This window comes from Mycobacterium sp. IDUB_28, assembly GCF_055419285.1.
In genome coordinates, this window is the sequence record NZ_JBVAXK010000001.1 from 739,038 (window position 1) to 758,960 (window position 19,923).

A 19,923-nucleotide genomic window follows, 5' to 3' on the forward strand; every position below is an offset into this window, starting at 1 on the left:
TTTCTGGCCTGTCGGACGGGGCACCTCAGTCTAGCGAAGCCGCACTGCCGCTTCCCAATGATTCAACGCCCGCCAGCAAGATCTGCAGACCACGTTCGAAGTCCTGTGCCGCCGTCGATTTGCGGCTGACCTGCGCCAGAGCGGCGATGTGCGGATGCTGGACGCCGGCGAGCGCGCCCATCCGCGCCGCCACGTCACCCTGTTCGCGGTCCCGCCCGGCGCCGGCCAGCGGTCCGGCCAGCTCCGCCTGCGCGGTGCCCATTACCAGTCCGAGCACGGCCCGGAAGCCGGCCAACAGGTCGACGTCGGTGAGCCCGGCGCGCGCGAGGGCGCCGATCAGCCGATCCGCCGCCAGATAGCTCGAGGCCGACACGGTGCGCCGGGTCAGCACCAGCGGGACGGCGTTGGGGTGTCGACGCACCGTCTCCCACATCGCGATCGCGATCGCGCGCACATCCGCACTCCAATCCTCGGTGGGCGCCGGGATGACGATTTCCGCGATGACCGCCTCGGCGACCAGCTCCTCGAGTTCACCCCGGTCCTTGACGTAGTTATAGAGCGTCATCGGGCCGGTGCTCAGGGACCCGGCCAACGACCGCATGCTCAGCCCGCCCAGTCCGTCGCGGTCGACGATGTCCAGCGCGGCCCTGGCGATCTCGGAGACGGTGAAGCGCGCCCGCACGAACTTCTCCTTCCGGTTGACACGTACAACGTACGCATAGTACAACACGTACACCGTACTTATCTGGAGGAGCTCATGACCACCCGCACCGCATTCGTTTCGCACGGCACTCATTGCGCCGCCTGGCTCACCCGACCGGACGGCGCCGGACCGCACCCCTGCGTGGTCCTTGCGCACGGCCTGGGCGCCAACCACACCATGGCGCTGGCCCGCTACGAACGGCACTTCGCCGCCGCCGGCCTGGCCACCCTGGCTTTCGACTACCGCAACCTCGGCGACTCCGAGGGCACCCCGCGGCAGCGACTCAGCCTGCGCCGCCATCGCCAGGACATCGTGGCCGCGGTGCGGCACGTGCGCGCACTGCCCGAGGTCGACGCCACCCGCGTCGCCCTGTGGGGCACCAGCTTGGGCGCCATGCATGTGCTGCGGGTCGCCGCGGCAGACACCGGGCTGGCCGCCGTGGTGGTGCAGTGCCCCATCGTCGACGGGCCCGCCGTCCTCGCCAGGTTGGGTCCGTCGGCGGTGCTGCGGATCGGGCCGGCCATTGTCGCCGATGCCGGCCGCGCGGCCCTGCGACGGCGCCGCCACTACGTCCCGATCGTCGGGCAGCCGGGCACCCTGGCAGCGGTCACCGTGGCGGGCGCCGCAGACGGGTGGGACTCGACAGTGGATCCGGGCGGCACCTTCGACAACCGCATCGCCGCCTGCAACGTGGTCGAGATCGCCGTCACCAGCGCCAAGCGAGCGGCCCGCCGGATCGCCGCACCATTGCTGGTGTGCGTGTCGGACCGGGAGACGCTGATGGATCCGCGCCACGCCGAAGACGTGGCCCGGCAGGCACCGCGCGGAGTCGCACGCCACTACGACGGCGACCATTTCCAGATCTACCACCCGCCGCTGCTGGCCGACCTGCTCGCCGACCAGACCGAATTCCTGCGGGAGCACCTCCGTGTTGCGTAACCTGTTGCATACCAACGATATTCGTTTCGTCCAGTTCGCCAAGAGCCGGACGGACGCGGACTGGGCCCAGCCCAGCCTGTGCGCCGAATGGACCAACCACGAGGTGCTGGCTCACCTCGTCATCGGCTACGGATCGTCGCCGGTCACCGTGGCCGTGGCCATGGCTGCCCACCGCGGCTCGTTCGACCGCGCCAACACCGCGCTGGCCGTTGACTGTGCGCAGCGGCGCAGCCCCGTCGAACTCGTCGACGATTTCGCAGCCCTGACCGAGCGGCCCCGTGGCCTCGGCCGCCTCTTTCCGCGCCGACTCCTGTTGGGCGATCACGTGATTCACGAGCTCGACATCGCTTTCGCACTCGGCCGGCAACCAGAGGTGGCACCGGAATGCTTGGTCGCAGTGCTCGACACCCAGGTGCGAGTGCCCAATCCGTTCGTGCCGGCCGCCGCGCGGGCACGCGGCCTGAATCTGCATGCCACCGACACAGATTGGACGCACGGCAGCGGCGAACTGCGGGTCAGCGGTGGGGCCGCGCAACTCGCCTCGGTGCTGGCCGGACGCCCGTGGGCGCTCGATCAGCTCAGCGGCGACGGCGTCGGCGAGCTACGCGCCCGCATCTGAGCGTCCACTGTGGATCCTGCGACGGGTCATCGGCGTGTCCCGTCGTCAACTTCACAGTCGGCCGGCGAATCCCAGCGCGGGGTGAGCACGCCCAGCGCGCCCAACGCCACGGCCGCCGCGGTGGAGGTGCGCAGCACGGTCGGGCCGAGCCGCACGCTGATCGCCCCGGCGCCGGTCAGCGCCTGGATCTCGTCGGGCGTGATGCCGCCCTCCGGGCCGATCACGAGCAGCACCGAATCAGCTTGCGCCACAACAACATCAGCAAGACGATCGGACGCCGACTCGTGCAACACGAGCACCAGGGTGCCGGCGGCTCGATCGCGCACTCTCGCGACCAGCGCCTTGGTGGACAACACCCCCTCGACCTGCGGGATGTATGCCCGACGGGACTGACGGGCCGCCGCACGCGTCACCGCGCGCCACCGCCGCAACCCTTTCTCCACCCGCGCCCCCTCCCAGGAGGCGACACACCGCGCCGACTGCCAGGCCAGAAAAGCATCGGCACCGGCTTCGGTGGCCAGTTCGACGGCCAACTCGGAGCGCTCGGATTTGGGCAGCGCCTGCACCACCGTCACCGCCGGCGCCGCGGCGGCGGCGGTCCAGCGCTGCAGCACCCGGGCCCGCAACCCGTCGCGTCCGGCGTGTTCCACCACGCTGTGGGCCAGCCCGCCGCAACCGTCGCCGAGCACCAACTCCTCGCCGGGGCGGATCCGTCGCACGGTGGCGGCGTGGAAGCCCTCGTCACCGTCCACGACCACCAGCGAACCGGCGTCGGACAGCGCGTCGACGTAGAACAGCGTGGCCACCATATGAGCCCCGGAAAGCTAACGCCCGGTGAAGGTTTCGCGCAGCCTGCTGAACAGGCCGCCACCACCGGCGTGCGCCGAGCGAACCTCTGCGACGTCCCGGTTGCGGCGGCTCTTCAACTCACGCAGCAATTCGGTGTCATGGTGGTCCAGGCGGGTGGGTACCACCACCTCGACGTGCACGTGCAGATCCCCGCGGGCGCCGGATCGCAACTGCGGCATCCCTTTGCCGCGCAGCGTGATGGTGGACCCCGGCTGGGTGCCCGGCGGGATCACGATCTCGCTGGGGCCGTCCAGAATGGCATCCAGCGTCACCGTGGCGCCGAGGGCGGCGTCGACCATCGGCACCGAGACCGAGCAGTGCAGGTCGTCGCCCTCCCGGGCGAAGATGTCGTGAGCCTGCTCGTGGACCTCGACGTACAGGTCGCCGGCCGGCCCACCGCCCGGGCCCACCTCGCCCTGCGCGGCGAGCCGCACCCGCATCCCCTCGGCGACGCCGGCCGGGATCTTGACGGTGATGTCCCGCCGGGCGCGCACCCGGCCGTCGCCCATGCACTGGTAGCAGGGATCGGGGATGACGACGCCCACGCCGCGGCAGGTGGGGCACGGCCGCGAGGTCAACATCTGGCCCAGCAGCGAGCGCTGCACGCTCTGCACCTCCCCGCGACCAGCGCAGGTGTCGCAGGGAACCGGCGCCGAATCGCCGTTGGTGCCCTTGCCCTGGCAGCGGTCACACAACACCGCGGTGTCGACGGCGACCTGCTTGGTGACGCCGTTCGCGCACTCCTCGAGATCAAGGCGCATCCGCAACAGCGAGTCCGAACCGGGCCGTACCCGGCCGACCGGTCCGCGGGAGCCGCCACCGCTGAAACCTCCGCCGAAGAACGCCTCGAAGACATCGCCCAGCCCACCGAAGCCGCCGAAGCCGTTACCGGCACCGGCGCTTTCCAGCGGGTCACCGCCCAGGTCGACGATCCGGCGCTTCTCCGGGTCGCTCAGCACCTCGTAGGCGGCACTGATCTCCTGGAATTTCGCTTGCGCCGCCTGGTCTGGGTTGACGTCGGGGTGCAGCTCGCGCGCCAGCTTTCGATAGGCGCGTTTGATCTCGGCGTCGTTGGCGCCTTTGTTCACGCCGAGCAACCCGTAGTAATCGCGTGCCACGATCAGCCCTTTCTAGGCCCCCTCGCGGGGGCGGTTCACAAACTCCGGAGCCGGGTCAACGAGCACCCAGCACTTCGCCGATATACATGGCAACCGCTGCGACACTCGCCATGGTTCCCGGATAGTCCATCCGGGTGGGACCCAACACGCCCATGCCGCCGTAGACGGTGTCGTGGCTGCCGTAGACGGTGGACACCATCGAGGTGCCCGCTATCTGCTCGGCTTCGGTCTCGTGGCCGATGCGCACCGTGACCTTGCCCGCTTCCTGCTGCGCGGCCAGCAGCCGCAGCACCACCACCTGTTCCTCGAGGGCTTCCAGGATGGGCCGCAGCGAACCGCCGAAATCCGCCGCGTTACGGGTCAAATTGGCGGTGCCGCCCAACAACAGGCGCTCCTCGGTGTGCTCGACGAGCGATTCCAGCAACACCGTCGCCGAGCGGCCGACCGCATCGCCCAGTCCGTCGCCGCCGTGCAGCCGGCCGGCGAGGTCGGCCACCGCCACCGAGGCCGCGGACAGCCGCTTGCCGATCAACGCCTGGCCCAGCATCTCGCGCAGCTGGGTGAGCTGGTGGTCGTCGATGACGTCACCGAGTTCGACGATGCGCTGGTCCACCCGGCCGGAGTCGGTGATGACCACCATCAGCAGCCGGGCCGGGGTCAGCGCAATCACTTCCAGGTGGCGCACGGTCGACGTGGACAGCGTCGGATACTGCACCACGGCCACCTGCCGGGTCAGCTGAGCCAGCAGGCGCACCGCTCGCCGCAGCACGTCGTCGAGGTCGACACCGGATTCCAGGAAAGCCTGGATGGCGCGGCGTTCGGCCGAGGACAGCGGCTTGACGTCGTCGAGGCGATCGACGAATTCGCGGTAACCCTTTTCCGTGGGCACCCGCCCGGAACTGGTGTGCGGCTGGGTGATGTACCCCTCGGCCTCGAGCACCGCCATGTCGTTGCGGACGGTGGCACTGGAGACGCCGAGATTGTGCCGTTCCACCAGAGACTTCGAGCCGATCGGTTCGTGGGTGGCGACGAAGTCGGCAACGATGGCGTGCAACACCTGAAAGCGACGTTCGTCCGCGCTGGCCATTGACTCTTCACCTCCTGGGTACCTGAAACAGGCTTCATTTTACGGTCTCAGCTGCAGCGCACCCGACAACCGGGCGATCCGTGGCCAACGCCTCGTCGGCGCGGTGCGGCGACTAGCCTTTGGCGGGTGATCTTCAAAGGCGTGCGCGAGGGCAAGCCCTACCCCGAACACGGGTTGACCTACCGGGACTGGTCCCAGATCCCACCGCAGCAGATCCGCCTCGACGAGTTGGTCACCACGACCAGGGTCCTGGAGCTGGACCGCCTGCTCTCGGAGGACTCCACCTTCTACGGCGATCTGTTTCCGCACGCGGTCAAGTGGCGGGGCGTCGTCTACCTGGAGGACGGCCTGCACCGAGCGGTGCGGGCGGCGCTGCGGAACCGCACCGTCCTGCATGCCCGGGTCTATGACATGGACATGGCTTAACCGGGCCGAGCAGACGCAAAAGCACCCTTTTCACGTGGGAAAAGGGTGCTTTTGCGTCTGCTCGCGCCCGATCAGCGTGAGGCGGCCTTGAGCAGTTCCATCGCCGAGCTGCGCGCCAGCACCCAACCGCCCTGGTTGACGAACGTGACGCTCTGGGTGACCGGCGGGGAGAGCTTGGGACCGGAGACCGAGACGTCAGCAGTCGCTGATCCGCCGGGGGCGGGCGCGATGTTGGCAATGCTGAACGACAGGGGCAGCTGTCCGTTCTTTTCGGCCTTCTTTAGCTGGTGGTCGGCGAGGTGCGCCTCAGTCCCGCCGATTCCGCCTTCGACCAGGTTGCTCTTGTTGGTGAAGGACACGCTCGGGTCGGCAAGGCTGGTGAGGATGCCGGTGAGCTGCGCTGCGGTCGGGACCGCGGCGGTGGGCGCCGGGTCCTGCGGCAGCGGCGCACCGAAGGCGGCGGGCTGAACCTGGTAGCCGGGCAGCGCCGTGACCGAGGTGACACCGGCTGCGGCGCCGATGGTCGCCACCGCCGCCGCTCCGACGACGATGGATGTGATGAACTGCATGGAGGTCCCCCTGTTCGCACCCGGTCGGGTGTGGTCAATGTGACTGTTGTTTCGCTTGTGAGTCAAGTTGCGTTACATCACGCTAGCGCGCAACGGTCCGGCGAGGCTGTGGCTGAGCTGTGTAACCGGCATGAGTAGCTGAGTAGCCACTGCGCTGCGCCGGAAACTGTGGCAACGCCCACTCAGCCTTCGGCAAGCACCTCTTCGTCGGACAACGCCGCGACGTCGAGGTAGTGCCGCGCGATGACGCTCAACCGACCCGGTGTGCCGCGCTGTGCCTCCCGCTGCTGCAGCCGGTCGGCCAGCCCGGCGACGCTGCGGGTGGCGAACAGGTCGGAGACCACTGCGTGATCCACGTCGAGCCATTCGCGGATGCGGGCGACGACTGTGGTGGCCAGCACCGAGTCACCCCCCTGCGCGAAGAAATCGTCGTGCACCCCGACCGACTCGACGCCGAGTACCTCGGCGAAGATCTCGACGAGGGCGGCATCCAGATCGGTGCGCGGCTCGCTGGCGGGAATGCCCGAGGCCGCGACCGGTTCGAGTAGTGCCAGCACCGCGCGCCGGTCCAATTTGCCGTTGGAGGTCAACGGAATTCGATCCAGGTAGACGACCCGGGTCGGCACCATGTAACCGGGCAGCAGGTCGGCGACCGCCGCACTGACGGCGTCGGTGTCAACCGGGTCGCCGGAGACCGCGGCGACGAGCTTGGGCGCGTTGGCCCCGACGACGGTTGCGACGGCGTGGCGCACGCCGGGCACCGTGCGAAGCGCGCTCTCGACCTCGCCGAGTTCGACTCGGTACCCGCGGATCTGCACCTGATGGTCGGCTCGGCCGAGGAACTCGATGGTGCCGTCCGGCCAGTACCGGGCCATGTCCCCCGTCTTGTACCAACGCAGACCGTCGTGCTCGACGAAGCGCTTCGCGGTGCGCTCGGCGTCGTTGCGATAGCCGGCGGCGACGTTGGCGCCACCCACCCAGAATTCACCGGGCACCCAGTCCAGGCAGTCGCGACCCGACGGCGACACCACCCGGCAGCGCACGTTGCGCAGCGGCACACCGAACGGCACCGTGGTCCAGTGCGCCGGCGGTTCGCCCACCACTTCGCAGATGGTGTTGTGGATGGCGGTCTCCGTGGCTCCGCCCAGGCCGGAGAAACGGCAGCCCGGCACCTGCTTGGCCAACCTGCGCGCCAGGTCGGCTCCCACCCAGTCTCCGCCGAGGGTGACCGCGCGCAACGAGTCTCCCAGCCGGTCGCCGCCGAGCTCCAGAATCATGTCGAGCATGCTCGGCACACAATTGAGGATCGAAACCCGGTGCCGGCGCAGCAATTCCACCCAGATGGTGGCCGCGGCCTTCTCCTGCGCGTCGACGGCTACCAGCGAACCGCCCACCGAGAACATGCCGAAGATGTCGTACACGGAGGCGTCGAACTCGAGTGCGGACAGCGCCAGCACCCGGTCGGCGCTGCCGACATCGAACCATTCGTTGACCGCGTCGATGGTGTTCATCGCCGCGCTGTGCGGGACGTCGACCCCCTTCGGCATTCCCGTCGAGCCGGAGGTGAAGATCACGTACGCGATTGCGGCGGTATCCGGAAATACCGGTTCCGGCAGCGGTTTTGGAAACCGGCGTGCGGCAGCCATGGACAGACAGGTGATGCCCGGTCCGATATCGGTCCCGTCGGCGGTGAGCGCCGCCACGATATCGGCGGTCTGCAGGATCTTCGCACGGCGCGCGTCCGGTTGATCGGATCCGATCGGCACATAGGTGGCTCCGGCGGCCAATACCCCGAGCACGGCAGGAATTTGATCGCGGCCCTTGGGCAACTGGACCGCAACGGTGTCACCCGGTCGGACGCCCTGCGCCCGGAGCGCCCCGGCCACCGAAAGCGCCTGCCGCGCGAGGTCACCGTAGGTCCAGCCACCGGTTGACCCGTGCACCCCCCACACCACCGCTTGGGTGTCCGGTTCGGCCGCGGCGTGGTCGAAGAAACCCTGGTGCAGGCACCGTCCGCTGACCGGTCCGTCAGTCGCGTTGATCGCGGCGCGCACCGTCGCCTGCGTGCTGGGCAACCGCACCGCCGCTTCGGCGTCCCAGGCCGCTTCGCACTGGGCGAGGCGTTGCACCGTTTTGGTGAACCTGGTGAACATGGCGTCGATCAGGCCCGGTGGAAATGCCGATTGCCGGACATCCCAGTTGATCAGCAGTCCGCCTCGCAACTCGGTGATCTGGGCGTCGAGCAGCACCTGGGGACCTTGCGAGATCATCCATTCCGGCTCACCGAAAGTCTCGATCACCGTGTCCGCGAACAGTTCGCCGAGATCCAGCGCGCTGGTGAAGACCACGGGTGCCAGCACCGGCTCACCACGGTGCCGGCCCAGGTCTCTGAGCACCTCGAGGCCCGAATACGCCGAGTGCGCGCCACTTTCGTACATGCGGCGCTGAAGGTCGCGGGCCCGCTCGGCCACCGACACGTTATCGCTGACGTCGACCTCCAGCATGATCGACGAGGTGAAGTCGCCCACCACGCGGTCGATGTCGGGATGCACCGACTCACGTTGGAACAGTGGCACATTGAGCAGGAATCTATCCTGGGCGGACCAGCCGCCGATGGTGTCCGCGAAGACCGCCGCCAACACATTGGCCGGGGTGACCCCGCGCGCGTGGGCACCGGCCACCAAACGGGCCTTGGCTTCCGGCGCGAGCCAGTGGTCGTAACGGACAGTGCGTTGCGACGCAACGCGATCCGCCACCGCGACCGTGGGCAGTTCCGGTGCGCCCGGCAGCTCGGGCAGTCGCTGTTGCCACCATTGCCGATCCCGGTCCCGCGCCGCGGTGTCCGTCTGCCGCTCGGTGCGGTATCGCCGATAGGTGTAACCCGGGGCGGACGGCGTTGCGCCCTGGTACAACTCGGCCAGATCCGAGATCAGGATCCGGTAGCTCATCGCATCGCCGGCGAGCATGTCGATGTCGAGGTGCAATCGGCTGCGGTCGCCGTCACGCAGGCTCAGCGTGACGTCGAGGACCTGGCCTTCCTCGATGGACAGCCGCTGGTGCGTGTTGCGCTCGCGTAGTTGCTCCAGCGCGGCTCGGCTGCTGCCGGGATCGTGTCCGCGAAGGTCGACCACGGTAAAGACCGGTTTGCCCGGCTTCGGCATGGTCTGCTGCGTCCCGTCCGGCAGGAACCGGGTACGCAGCATCGGGTGCGCCGCAACCAGATCGGCCACCGCCCGCTCGAGTCGTTGCGGATCTACTGCGGGGCCGTCGAATTCGACGTAGAGGTGGGCCGCGACCCCGCCGAGCTCCTGCTCGTCGGACCGGCCGATCCAGTACGCATGCTGCATGGGCGCCAACGGGAACGGCTCGTCCACTGCGACGGTCTCGTCAACAGGTTCGGCGGTTGGGGCCGGCGTCGTTGCAGCGTGACCCGCGCTGAGCAGACCGTGCCAGGAATTGACGGTAGGGGCTGCCGCCAGCTCGGCGAAGGTGATGGCAGCACCGCGTTTACGCCAGCCCCCGGCCAGCGCCATCATGCGAATCGAATTCAGTCCCAACTGGATGAGGTCGTCGTGATCTGCCACATCGGCTGTCGGGCAGCCGAGTTGGGCCGCGATCACAGCCTTGATCTCGTCCCTGCTGATCCATTCGTCGCCGGGCGGCGGCATCTGCCATCCTCTCTTACGCGGGGTATCTGTCCAGGGCCTCGGCCAGCGTCGCCACCGCGCGCTGCCAGAAGCCGGTCAGACACTCGATATCGGAGCTGGTGAACAGGACATCGCTCCACAGCAGGTTGTTGATCAGTTCCCAGCCGTCGGGGGCGGCGCGCACCAGCACGTTCATGTTCAACGCAAACCGCAACGGTAGATCGGGTTCGGGATCGATCGGCACCGTTTCGATTTCAGCACCGCTGAGCAATGACCACGGTTCGTGTTCTGCATTGCGGAGGTCGAGCCGACCCAGGTAGTTGAACAGCAGTTGCGGCTCTCTGTCCTGCAATTCAGGAATACGGTCGATATACCGCAGCAGTCCGTAATCCAGCCCTTCGAATGGGACGTCATCGAGATAGGCCGTCACCGCGTCGAGTAGGACACGCACCGATTCGGGATCCGACTCGAGTCGCTCGATATCCACGGCGGCTCCCACGCCCAGCCGTACCGGATATGCGCTGGTGAACCACCCCACGGTGTTCGCTGTGTCGGCGCCCACGATGCCGTCGGCGCGGCCGTGACTGTCCAACGCGATGAGCGCACCGGAGACCGGATCCTGGTTGCGCATGCGCCGCCAACTCGCGACCACGATGGCGGTGGCGCACAACAGGATTTCCCGCATGCGATCGTCGCGGTTGAGGGCGGCCAGCAGCCGCTCGGTGACATGCACGGGGGTGCGGATCGTATGGACCCGAAGGGTAGACCAGGTGTCGCGCGCGGGATCCGGGTGTCGCGCACCCAACGCGGGATCCGGCCCGGATACCTGTGCAGCCCAGTAATCGCGCTGGGCCAGCACCTGCGGCTGGCCCGCCCGGTCCCACATCAACTCACACCAGCGACGGTAGGAAGTGAACTCGGGCAGTGCTTTTGGGGTGGTACCGGCCTGCAGCGAACGCCACGCCTCCTTGATGTCGCTCACCAGGATGTGCCAGGACACCACGTCGACCACCAGGTGGTGAATCGTGAGCAACAATGTCTGCCGGTCCTTGGTGCCGGCGAACCAGACTGCCCGCACCAGGGCACCGGTGCGCGGATCGATGCCATCCATGGCGGCGCGGGCCGTATCCGCGACGGCCGAAGCCAATTCGGCATCGGTCGGGGTGGGCATGTCCACCCGCGACAGCACGTCGGCGGCGTTGACCACGCCAGGTTCCCGGGTCAAAAGACGAGATCCCTCAGGCGTCTCGGTCATGATCGAGCGCAGCACCTCGTGCCCGTCCAGGAGCAGCTGCAGCACGAGTTCGAGTTCCGCCCGCTCGATGTCGGAGGGCAGCCGCATCAAGATCGTATTCGTGAAGCGTCGGTAGTTGCCGTACTCGTTGACCCACGACACGATCGGCAGCGGGAGTACCTCGCCGTAGTCCGCGAGAGCCACCGCCCCGCCCGATTCGACTCTCGCGTCGACCGCGGCGGCCAATTCACGAATAGTCAGATAGGTCAACACCATCCGCGGAGTCAACGCAATATCCCGCCGCTGGGCCTTATGGACCAACGAAATGGCCGAGATGCTGTCGAGCCCGAGCGCAAAGAAGTCGTCGTCGACATGCGGTGTGATACCGCTGAATTGCTCGGCGAAGATCTCGCACAGCGCCCGCTCGGTGTCGGTGGACGCCGCAGCCGAGCCGCGTGCGGACACCTGCGACAGGGCGTCGCGGGCCACCTGTTCCAGCGCGCCGCTGTCCAGTTTGCCGTTGGCGTTCACGGGTAATTGGGTCATCGGCAGGATCGGGGCCGGAACCATGTAGGACGGAAGCTGCTCGGCCAGCGCTGCACGCAGCCGCACCGGGTCCGGTCCGACGTTCTCCTGCCAGACGACGAAGCCCACCAGTGTGGGACCGCTGTCGCGCTGCAACACCACCACGGCCGCGTCGTGTACCCCGGGCCGATTACGCAGCGCGGCCTCGATTTCCGCGATTTCGACGCGGTAGCCCCGGATCTTCACCTGGGTGTCGCCGCGACCCAGATAGGCGTAACCCCCGTGCGGCAGGCGGCGCACCAGGTCCCCGGTGCGATACATGCGTTGCCCGGGCCGGAACGGGTCGGCGACGAAGCGCGCGGCGGTCATCGCAGACTTGCCGACGTAACAGCGGGCCAACTGCGCCCCTGAGAGGTACAACTCCCCCACCGCGCCGTCAGGGACTGCGCGCAACGCCGAATCCAGCACGTAGCCGCAGGTTCCGATGTTCGCGGTGCCGATTGTCGGAGCCGGATAGTCGTTGACCGCGGCGACCACCGCCTCGACCGTCGCCTCGGTGGGTCCGTAGCAGTTGTAGACCTCGGTCGACGAAAGCGCCTGCAACTGGTGCCACAACGCGCTGTTGATCGCCTCACCCCCCAGCGCCAGCACGCACAGCGGGTGCTCGGACAGGCCGGCGGCACGTAATTGGACGAACATCGAGGGGGTGGTGTCGATCATGTCGACCTGAAAGCTGATGAGGCCCTTCACCAAGCGGTCCGCGTCGCGCATCTCCTCGCCATCGAACAGGTGCAGACCGTGACCGTCGAGCAGGCCGACCATCGGCTGCCAAGAGGCATCGAAGCTGAACGACCAGGCGTGTGCGATACGCAGTGCTCGGCCCAGGCGCGCCACAGCCGGCTGGTAGACCCGCTCGCGGTGGTCGGCGAAGTAGCCGAGCAAGGCCGCATTGGTCCCGACCACACCCTTGGGTTCGCCGGTCGAGCCGGAGGTGAAGATGATGTAGGCGCTCTGTTCGGGATGGCGGGGCACGCTCGGCGCCACCGCGGGCCGGGCGGCGATGCGTTCCAGCGCGACCTCGTCGTCGAGCAGCAGCACCGGTCCTTCCAGCAGGTCTGCATACTGGCATTCCGACAGGATGAGTACCGGATTAGCTTGCCGCAGGATAGATTTCACCCGTTTATCGGGAAGCTTGACATCGACCGGCACATAGGCGCCACCGGCGGCCAGTACCGCAAGGATGGCTATCAGGAATCGGGATGACCGGGGCAGCATCAGCGCCACCGCCTGCTCGGGGCCCACCCCCCGGTCAGCGAGCTCGGCAGCCAGTTGAGTTGCCCGAGCGTACAACTGATCGTAGCTATAGCGTTCACCAGCACCGGTGGTGAGAGCGATCGCTTCGGGTGTGGCGCGGACCTGCCGTTCGAACATCGCCCACACGGTTGCCTCTGGCGGCGGCGCGAACCGCGTAGCCACCGCACCGAGTGCGGCGCGCTCCGCCGGGGTGAGGATGTCCAGCGCGTCGGGTGTCCCGTCGTCGATGTCGGGCAGCTGTCGCAGCACCGCTACTATTCGTTCGCCGAGCGCTGTGGGCGAAAGATGTGGCAGCGCTTCGCGTATCGCCTCGATGACGATGACCAGCTCGTCACCCATCAGGTGCGCGACAACGGTCAGCGGGTAATGCGTGAGACTCTCGCCCGTCACCGGTTCGAATCGGGCGCCGTCGGCGGTTGTCACCGGCGCGATGGCGGCTTCGAACGGCGCGTTCTCAAACACGAACAGCGTGTCGAACAGACCGCCGTGGCCGTGCGCGCGCTGTAGTTCCGAGAGGCTGAGATAGCTGATGTCACGCAGCGCCGACGATTCGCGCTGTAGCCGCGAACACTGCTCGACAACCGAGTCGGCGCGGCTCAGGTCGTGCACCACCGGCACCGTGTTGATGAACATTCCGACCATGGTCTCCACACCGGGCAGCTGTTCGGGCCGGCCGGACACGACGGTCCCGAAGACGACGTCGCGCCGGTCCGTGAGCCGGCCCAGCACCACGACCCAGGCGAACAGCACCGCCGTATTGAGCGTGAACCCGTTGCGCCCCGCCCACTTTCGCAGGCGCATCGTATCTGCTGCAGGCAGCAGCAGCTTGGACTGCCCCGGCACCCCGTGGCTGGACGGCACGGCACCGTCGGCAATCATGAGCGGTCCGGAGACCCGGCTCAGATACTCGGTCCACCGGGCCAGCGCGAGCGATCGGTCCTGTTGTGCCAGCCAGGCAATGTAGTCGCGGTACGGGCGCGGATTCGGCAGCCCGTCAGTCGAACCACCCGCCTGATACACCGCGAGCATCTCGGTGAAGAACACCCCCAGACCCCACCCGTCCATCAGGATGTGGTGGGCGGTGAAGATCATTCGTCGCCTGGTCTCGCCGGGCACCGAGAGCAGCACGACGCGCAGTGCCGGACCGCGGCTCAGGTCGAATGGGCGGCGCCGCTCCGAGCGGGCGATCGAATCGAATTCGCTTGCCGTGGTGCTGCGTTGGGTCCAGGGCAGCTCCGCGTGGACGGGCACGATCTGGACGGGTCGGGGCACATTGCGGTCCCAGAAGGCGGCGCGCAGATTCGGGTGCCGATCCAGCAGGGCCTGGGCGCTGCGTCGCAGCAACGCGACGTCGAGCGGACCGTCGATATCGGCGACGAATTGCATGGTGTAGATGTCGAGGCTGTCCTCGGCGAGGCGGTACAGCGCGAACAGGCCCTCCTGCAGCGGAGTCAGCGCGAGCACGTCCTCGATCTGCTGCGGGGCGGTCGTCACGATCGCCTCACGGCTGCTCATTCCACGACGCCGTGAGAGCCGCCAGCGCGTCGGCATCCAGGCCCGACGCACTCATCGGCGCGGACGGCGCTGCGGGCTGGTCGGGCGCTGCCTGACCGGCGCCCGCGTCGACGGCCGCCGCAAGTTCGGCGATGGTCATGTTCTCGAACACCATCGCCGGTGTCATCGGCAGCCCCTGCGCGCTGGCCCGGGCTGACCACTGCACCGAGATGATGCTGTCGCCACCGAGCGCGAAAAAGTTGTCCTCCCGGTCGATCTCGGTGATCTCGAGCAACTCCTCCAGCAGGGCGATCAAGGCCCGCTCGGTCTCCTCCGAACCACCGACCACCGGGTGCGAGCGCTGCGCTGCCGTCGGGGAAGCGGGTGCCAGCAGGCGCTGCTGGTCGGCTTCAGGCAGCAACTGCACACTGGACACCGCCGACTCGGGCGTGCTCGCAAACGCTTGCAATGCCGCCTCGAGCGCGTCGGCGATGAGTTGGACGGTGGCCGGTTCGTAGAGATCGGCGTTACCCACGACGCGGACTTTGACTGCCGAGTCCGGCGTGAGGGCGAAGACGACGTTGAGGTCCAGGATCGAGATCTCGAAGTCCATCGGAATCGGTGTGACCCGGGTCTGTCCGTCTCCGGTGAGGTCGCGTGCCAGCAACGCCCAGTCCTCGCCGTGGAAGTGGATCGAGGTCTGGAACAGCGGGTGGTTGCGGGACGGCGACCGCGGTGGGTTGAGCGCCTCGACGACACGTTCCACCGGAAGTTCCTGGTGCGCCAGGGCATCGAGCACCACGTCCCGGCTGCGAGCGACCATGCCGAGCAGCGTCGGATCGCCGGACAGGTCGTTGCGCAGCACCACGACATTGGCGCACGGTCCGTTGATCTCGTTGGTAGCCACGTCAACTCGTGCGGTGATCGGGCTGCCGATCGGGATGTCCGTACCGCCGCCCAGCTTGTGCAGCACCACCGCCGTAGCGGCCTGGTAGACCATGAATTCGCTGGCCTCGTGGCGCTCCGCCAGTTGTGTCAGCGCCGCGCGCAGATGGGGCGGCACCGTGAAGTTGACGACCTCGCCGCGCCGGCCCAGCACCGGTGGACGGGTGTGGTCGGCACCCAGGGAGATCTCGAAGGGCATGCCGTCCAGCACCTGCGACCAGTGCGCCAGTTCGGCCGTCCCCCATTCGTTCGAGGGGTTGAACGCATCTTGTTGCCAGAGTGCGAAATTGACGAACGGAACCGCAGGCGTCGGCCAGCGCGGCGCGTTCTGCTGCAGGCGGGCCCGGTACGCCGTCAACAGATCCTCGAAGAGGATGCCCAGCGAGCTGTGGTCGGTGACAATGTGATGCACGAGAAGCAGAAGCACGCTCGTGTCCGGGTCGAGGACCAACAGGGTAGCCCTGATCAACAGATCGGATTCCAGAGCGAACACATGCCCGCGCAGCTGCGCTACTGTCTCGTCGAAGTGTCCGGGTTCGACATTGCGGACGGCAAGTTCGACCTCGCGGGCCGGATGCACGAATTGATACGGAATATTCTCGTGCTCAACGAAATTCGTGCGAAGTGCCTCGTGCCGGGCCACGACGTCGTTCAACGCGGCGGCGAGTGCATCCCGGTCCAACGGTCCGTTGCAGCGCAGCGTGAGTGCCATGTTGAAGACGTCGTTGCCGCCGCGCATCCGGTACTGAAACCACATCGCGAACTGCGAGTAGGACAGCGGTGGCCGTTCCGGGCGGTCGAGCTCTACGGCCAGCTGCGGCCGACTCGAGTGCGGCGCCGGTATTTCGGCGTCCCCGTCGAGGTCAACCCCGAACTGGTCGCGGAACTGCTCGACCAGTCTGGTCGCCAGACCGGCGGGGGTCGGGGTGTCGAACACCGCCCGCACGGTGAGCTCCACGCCGAACTCGGCGCGGATCTGGGCGACCAGTCGCGCCGCGAGCAGTGAGTGTCCGCCCAACCCGAAGAACGAATCTTCCGCACCGACCTTTTCCCAGCCGAACAGCCGCGCGAAGATCGCACACAGCCGGCGTTCGGTTTCCGTGGCCGGTTCGCGGTAGCTGCGCACCGCGACCGGTGTCGGTGCCGGCAGCGCCCGCTTGTCCAGTTTCCCGCTGACCGTGAGCGGGATTTCGGGGATCACCGCAAAAGCGCTGGGCACCATGTATTCCGGCAGCGTCGCGGCCGCGTGCGTGCGGACGTCGTCCAGATCGAGGTCGAGATCCGACTCGGTGCCACCGGTCGCAGGTACCAGGTAGGCAGCGAGCATGGGCCCGGCCCCGGTGTCCTCGGCCACCACCAGGCAGTGCCGCACCGCCGGGTGGGTGGCGATCACGGATTCGACTTCGCCGAGTTCGATGCGGTAGCCACGCACCTTGACCTGCTCGTCGGCACGTCCGATGAATTCCAGCTGTCCAGAGATGTTGCGGCGCACCAGGTCTCCGGTGCGGTACAGCCGGTTGCCGGGGTTGAACGGGTCGGCGACGAAGCGGAGCGAGGTCAGTCCGGGCCGGCCCAGGTAGCAGCGCGCGAGTTGCACCCCGCCGAGGTACAGCTCCCCGATCACCTCCGCGGGCACCGGTTGCAGTTCCTCATCCAGCACGTAGGTGTAAACGTTGCGATTGGGCACGCCGATGGGGACGACGCGTACCCCGTGGGATCCGTCGACCACCAGGTGCGTCGAGCAGACGACGGCCTCGGTGGGTCCGTAGTGGTTGCGCAACTGCGCGTCGAAGTATCCGGCGAACTTGTCGGCCACCTCACCGGCGAGCGCTTCGCCGCCGACGGGCACATGGCGCAGCTGTCGCCACTCCTTGACCTGCGGCAGCAGCAACAGTGTGCTCAGCATGGACGGCACCATGTGCAGCACGGTGATCTTGTGCCGGCTGATCAGGTCCGCGACATAGGATATGTCGCTGAAGACCCCGCCGAGTGGGGACGGTTTGGGGACCACCAGTTGCGCGCCCAGCGACAGGGTCACGAAGATGTCGAGCAGCGACGCGTCGAAACTGACCGAAGACGATTGCAGCAGGCGATCTTCGGCGGTCATACTCCACTCCGCCGCGAAACCCTGCACGTGTTCGGCGATCGCGTGGTGAGACACGGCCACGCCCTTGGGCTGGCCGGTGGAACCGGACGTGTAGATGACGTAGGCCAACTGCTCCGGGCGCAGCACGCAACGCCGATCGGCGTCGGTGAGCGGGCCGTCGGACAGCTGGTGGGCCTGCAGTTCTGCGCTCTCCAGTTCTGGGCGCCCCAGCACCAGCTGCGGGCCCGCGTCGCTGACCAGGTATTCGATGCGTTCGTCCGGGTAGGCCGGGTCAATCGGCAGGTAGGCCGCACCCGCTTTGAGCACCCCGAGCATCGCGATGATGAATTCGATCGATGTCGTCAGACGTAGACCAACGATGTCTTCTGCCCCCAGGCCCTGCCCGATGAGCCAGCGCGCCAAGCGATTTGCCCGGCCATGCAGTTCGGCATAGGTCAGCCGGGTGTGGTCGGAGATCAGCGCGACCGCGTCGGGGCGGGCATCGGCGGCCGCTTCCAGCACCGCCACCATCGTGGTGGGCGGCATCGGCACCAGTTCGCCGTGCGACTGCTCCAGCACCGTTGCGCGTTCGGCGGCGTCGAGCATGTCCAGGCTGGTCAGCCGGCGGTCGGGCTGGCCAATCGCATTGTGTAACAACTGAAGGTAATGCGCCGCCATCTGTTCGACGAGGGCGGGGTTCAGCATGTCGGTCTGGTATTCGAACTCGGTCAGGACGCCTTCGGGATCCAGCACGATCGCCAGGGCGAGCGGCAGGTGGGCGGTGACCGCGCCGAGGTCAAGTTGCCGCACCTGCACGCCGTCCAACGCGAATCCGCTGACGCTCTTGCGCATGCTGAATCCCAGCCGCACCAGTTGGTCCATGCCGTCGTGGCCCATGCGCTCCGGATTCGCCTCGCGCACCACGCGGTCGATGCCGACCGACTGGTGAGCGAAGCCGTCCAGGCAGGTGTCGCGCACGGCGTCGACGTACGTGTTGAAGGTGTCGTTCGGCCGCGCGGTGAGGCGCAGCAACAGAGTGTTCCCGAAATAACCGATCACCTTCTCGGCGGCCGCTTTCCGGTCGGTCACCGGCACCGAGACCAGAAAGTCCGACGCCCCGGTGTAGCGGCGCACCAGCACCCCGTAGGCCGCGAGCAGCACCATGAACGGCGAGGCGGCGTGCTGTCGGGCGAATTGCTCGAGCCGGTCGAACAATCCGTCCGGGAAGCCCCTGGTCACCCGCTCGGCCCGGCGCGTCGGGTGCGCCGCAGGAACTCCGGGCAGCTCGAGCGGTTCGGGCGCGGGGCGCAATCTGTCGGCCCAGTAACCGACGTCGCTCATGCTGGGTTCATCGGTTCCCCCCAGCACTTCGACCGCGACGAACTGCGCCGCCGGGTCGGCGGGGGTTTCACCGTTATAGGCAGCGCTGAGCTCGGTGAAGAACACCTCCCACGCCTCGTCGTCCCAGCAGATGTGGTGGACGACGAGCAGCAGCACGAATTCGCCCGGGGCAGTACGGATCAGGGTGATCCGCAGCGGCGCATCGGCAGCGAGGTCGAACGGGCGACCGAATTCACCGCGGGCCAGGTCCGCCACCGACTGACCCGCTGAATCCAGTACCCGCCAAGGAGTTTCGACGTGCTCCTGGAAGACCTGGTAGGGCTCGCCTTCGCTGTCCACGCCGTAGGTGGTGCGCAGAATCGCGTGCCGCGCGATGACCTCGCCCACGGCGGTCCGCAATCGCGCCTCGTCCAGCGCACCGTTCAGTTGATAGGCCACACAGATGTTCAGGGTGGTGTCGTCGGCGTCCATGGCCTGCAGGAACCACATGCGGCGCTGCCCGGTCGACAGCCGGTAGCGCTCGCCCGGGCGCAGGTGTGCCGCCGGGGCCGTTTTCCCGGCCGCTACACCGCTTTCGACGATTCGTCGGCGTAGCAGGTCGCGGCGACGTTCCTGCAGAGTCTTGGCATCGTCTGCCATGGGTGGTCTCAACTCCTGGGTTTCAGCTCGCCGTTATGCCGGATCGGCCAGACAACCGCCGCGCGAGAGGGGTCGTGCCCGCGGAACGCGGCCGACCACGCGTCGGCAGGACGCCTCTGGTGCCGCGGTAGCCCCCCGGACCGGACATCGCCGCGCCACCCCACTTTGGCACGATCACCTGACCCGGCGCACCACCGTACCGCGGCTCGAGCACTGCCATCGGCACCGTTCGCATCAGACGGACCCCCGTTCTGTCCTGGTAGGTGTGGTCGACCCGGTGTAGCTACAGCAGATTATGTTAGCCTTCGCTAAGTTACCCAGTTCCCGCGGCCGTCGCGCTGGCGCGATAATCAATGCGACCATCCGCGCACCCCGTCGGCTATTGCCC

At 67.7% G+C, this 19,923-nt stretch carries 11 protein-coding genes; 3 read left to right on the plus strand and 8 right to left on the minus strand.

The features are described from left to right. Positions 1-25: 25 nt before the first annotated feature. A complete protein-coding gene (locus ACZYZ9_RS03455) occupies positions 26-682 on the minus strand; it encodes a TetR/AcrR family transcriptional regulator C-terminal domain-containing protein (RefSeq protein WP_463824782.1) in 657 nt (218 codons plus the stop codon). Between the two features lie 75 nt (positions 683-757). On the opposite strand from ACZYZ9_RS03455, the gene ACZYZ9_RS03460 reads away from it, so the two are divergent. Beyond that, positions 758-1,642, plus strand: coding sequence for an alpha/beta hydrolase (locus tag ACZYZ9_RS03460; RefSeq protein WP_463824783.1), 885 nt, complete (start codon positions 758-760; stop codon positions 1,640-1,642). Positions 1,643-1,646: 4 nt separating this feature from the next. Continuing rightward, positions 1,647-2,261 (plus strand): maleylpyruvate isomerase family mycothiol-dependent enzyme, encoded by a 615-nt coding sequence (locus ACZYZ9_RS03465; protein ID WP_463824784.1) that lies wholly within the window; start codon positions 1,647-1,649, stop codon positions 2,259-2,261. Positions 2,262-2,287: 26 nt separating this feature from the next. Here ACZYZ9_RS03465 and ACZYZ9_RS03470 read toward each other — a convergent pair whose 3' ends face one another. The 3 genes from ACZYZ9_RS03470 to hrcA are packed head-to-tail and all read right to left on the minus strand — an operon-like array spanning position 2,288 to position 5,315. Further along, complete coding sequence (locus ACZYZ9_RS03470; protein WP_463824785.1) at positions 2,288-3,070, minus strand: 16S rRNA (uracil(1498)-N(3))-methyltransferase; 783 nt, start codon at positions 3,068-3,070, stop codon at positions 2,288-2,290. Between the two features lie 15 nt (positions 3,071-3,085). Beyond that, positions 3,086-4,228 carry a molecular chaperone DnaJ gene (gene dnaJ, locus ACZYZ9_RS03475; RefSeq protein WP_463824786.1) on the minus strand — a complete coding sequence of 381 codons (1,143 nt, stop codon included), beginning with the start codon at positions 4,226-4,228 and terminating at the stop codon, positions 3,086-3,088. Positions 4,229-4,283: 55 nt separating this feature from the next. Further along, positions 4,284-5,315 carry a heat-inducible transcriptional repressor HrcA gene (gene hrcA / locus ACZYZ9_RS03480; protein WP_463824787.1) on the minus strand — a complete coding sequence of 344 codons (1,032 nt, stop codon included), beginning with the start codon at positions 5,313-5,315 and terminating at the stop codon, positions 4,284-4,286. Positions 5,316-5,441: 126 nt separating this feature from the next. Here hrcA and ACZYZ9_RS03485 point away from each other — a divergent pair, with 126 nt between their 5' ends. Continuing rightward, entirely contained in the window at positions 5,442-5,741 is a 300-nt protein-coding gene (locus ACZYZ9_RS03485; protein WP_463824788.1) for a type II toxin-antitoxin system VapB family antitoxin, read from the plus strand. Between the two features lie 71 nt (positions 5,742-5,812). On the opposite strand, the gene ACZYZ9_RS03490 is transcribed toward ACZYZ9_RS03485, so the two are convergent. The 4 genes from ACZYZ9_RS03490 to ACZYZ9_RS03505 form a co-directional block, all read right to left on the minus strand. Then, positions 5,813-6,310: an MTB12 family secreted protein gene (locus ACZYZ9_RS03490; RefSeq protein ID WP_463824789.1), complete on the minus strand. Its 498-nt coding sequence runs from the start codon at positions 6,308-6,310 to the stop codon at positions 5,813-5,815. Positions 6,311-6,492: 182 nt separating this feature from the next. Next, positions 6,493-9,978, minus strand: a complete 3,486-nt coding sequence (locus tag ACZYZ9_RS03495; RefSeq protein WP_463824790.1) for a non-ribosomal peptide synthetase — start codon at positions 9,976-9,978, stop codon at positions 6,493-6,495. 13 nt (positions 9,979-9,991) lie between these two features. Continuing rightward, positions 9,992-14,545, minus strand: coding sequence for a non-ribosomal peptide synthetase (locus ACZYZ9_RS03500; protein WP_463824791.1), 4,554 nt, complete (start codon positions 14,543-14,545; stop codon positions 9,992-9,994). After that, on the minus strand, positions 14,532-19,535 hold the full coding sequence (locus ACZYZ9_RS03505) for an amino acid adenylation domain-containing protein (protein ID WP_463824792.1): 5,004 nt from the start codon (positions 19,533-19,535) through the stop codon (positions 14,532-14,534). Before ACZYZ9_RS03505 ends, ACZYZ9_RS03500 begins: the two co-directional genes overlap by 14 nt. Between the last annotated feature and the right edge of the window lie 388 nt (positions 19,536-19,923).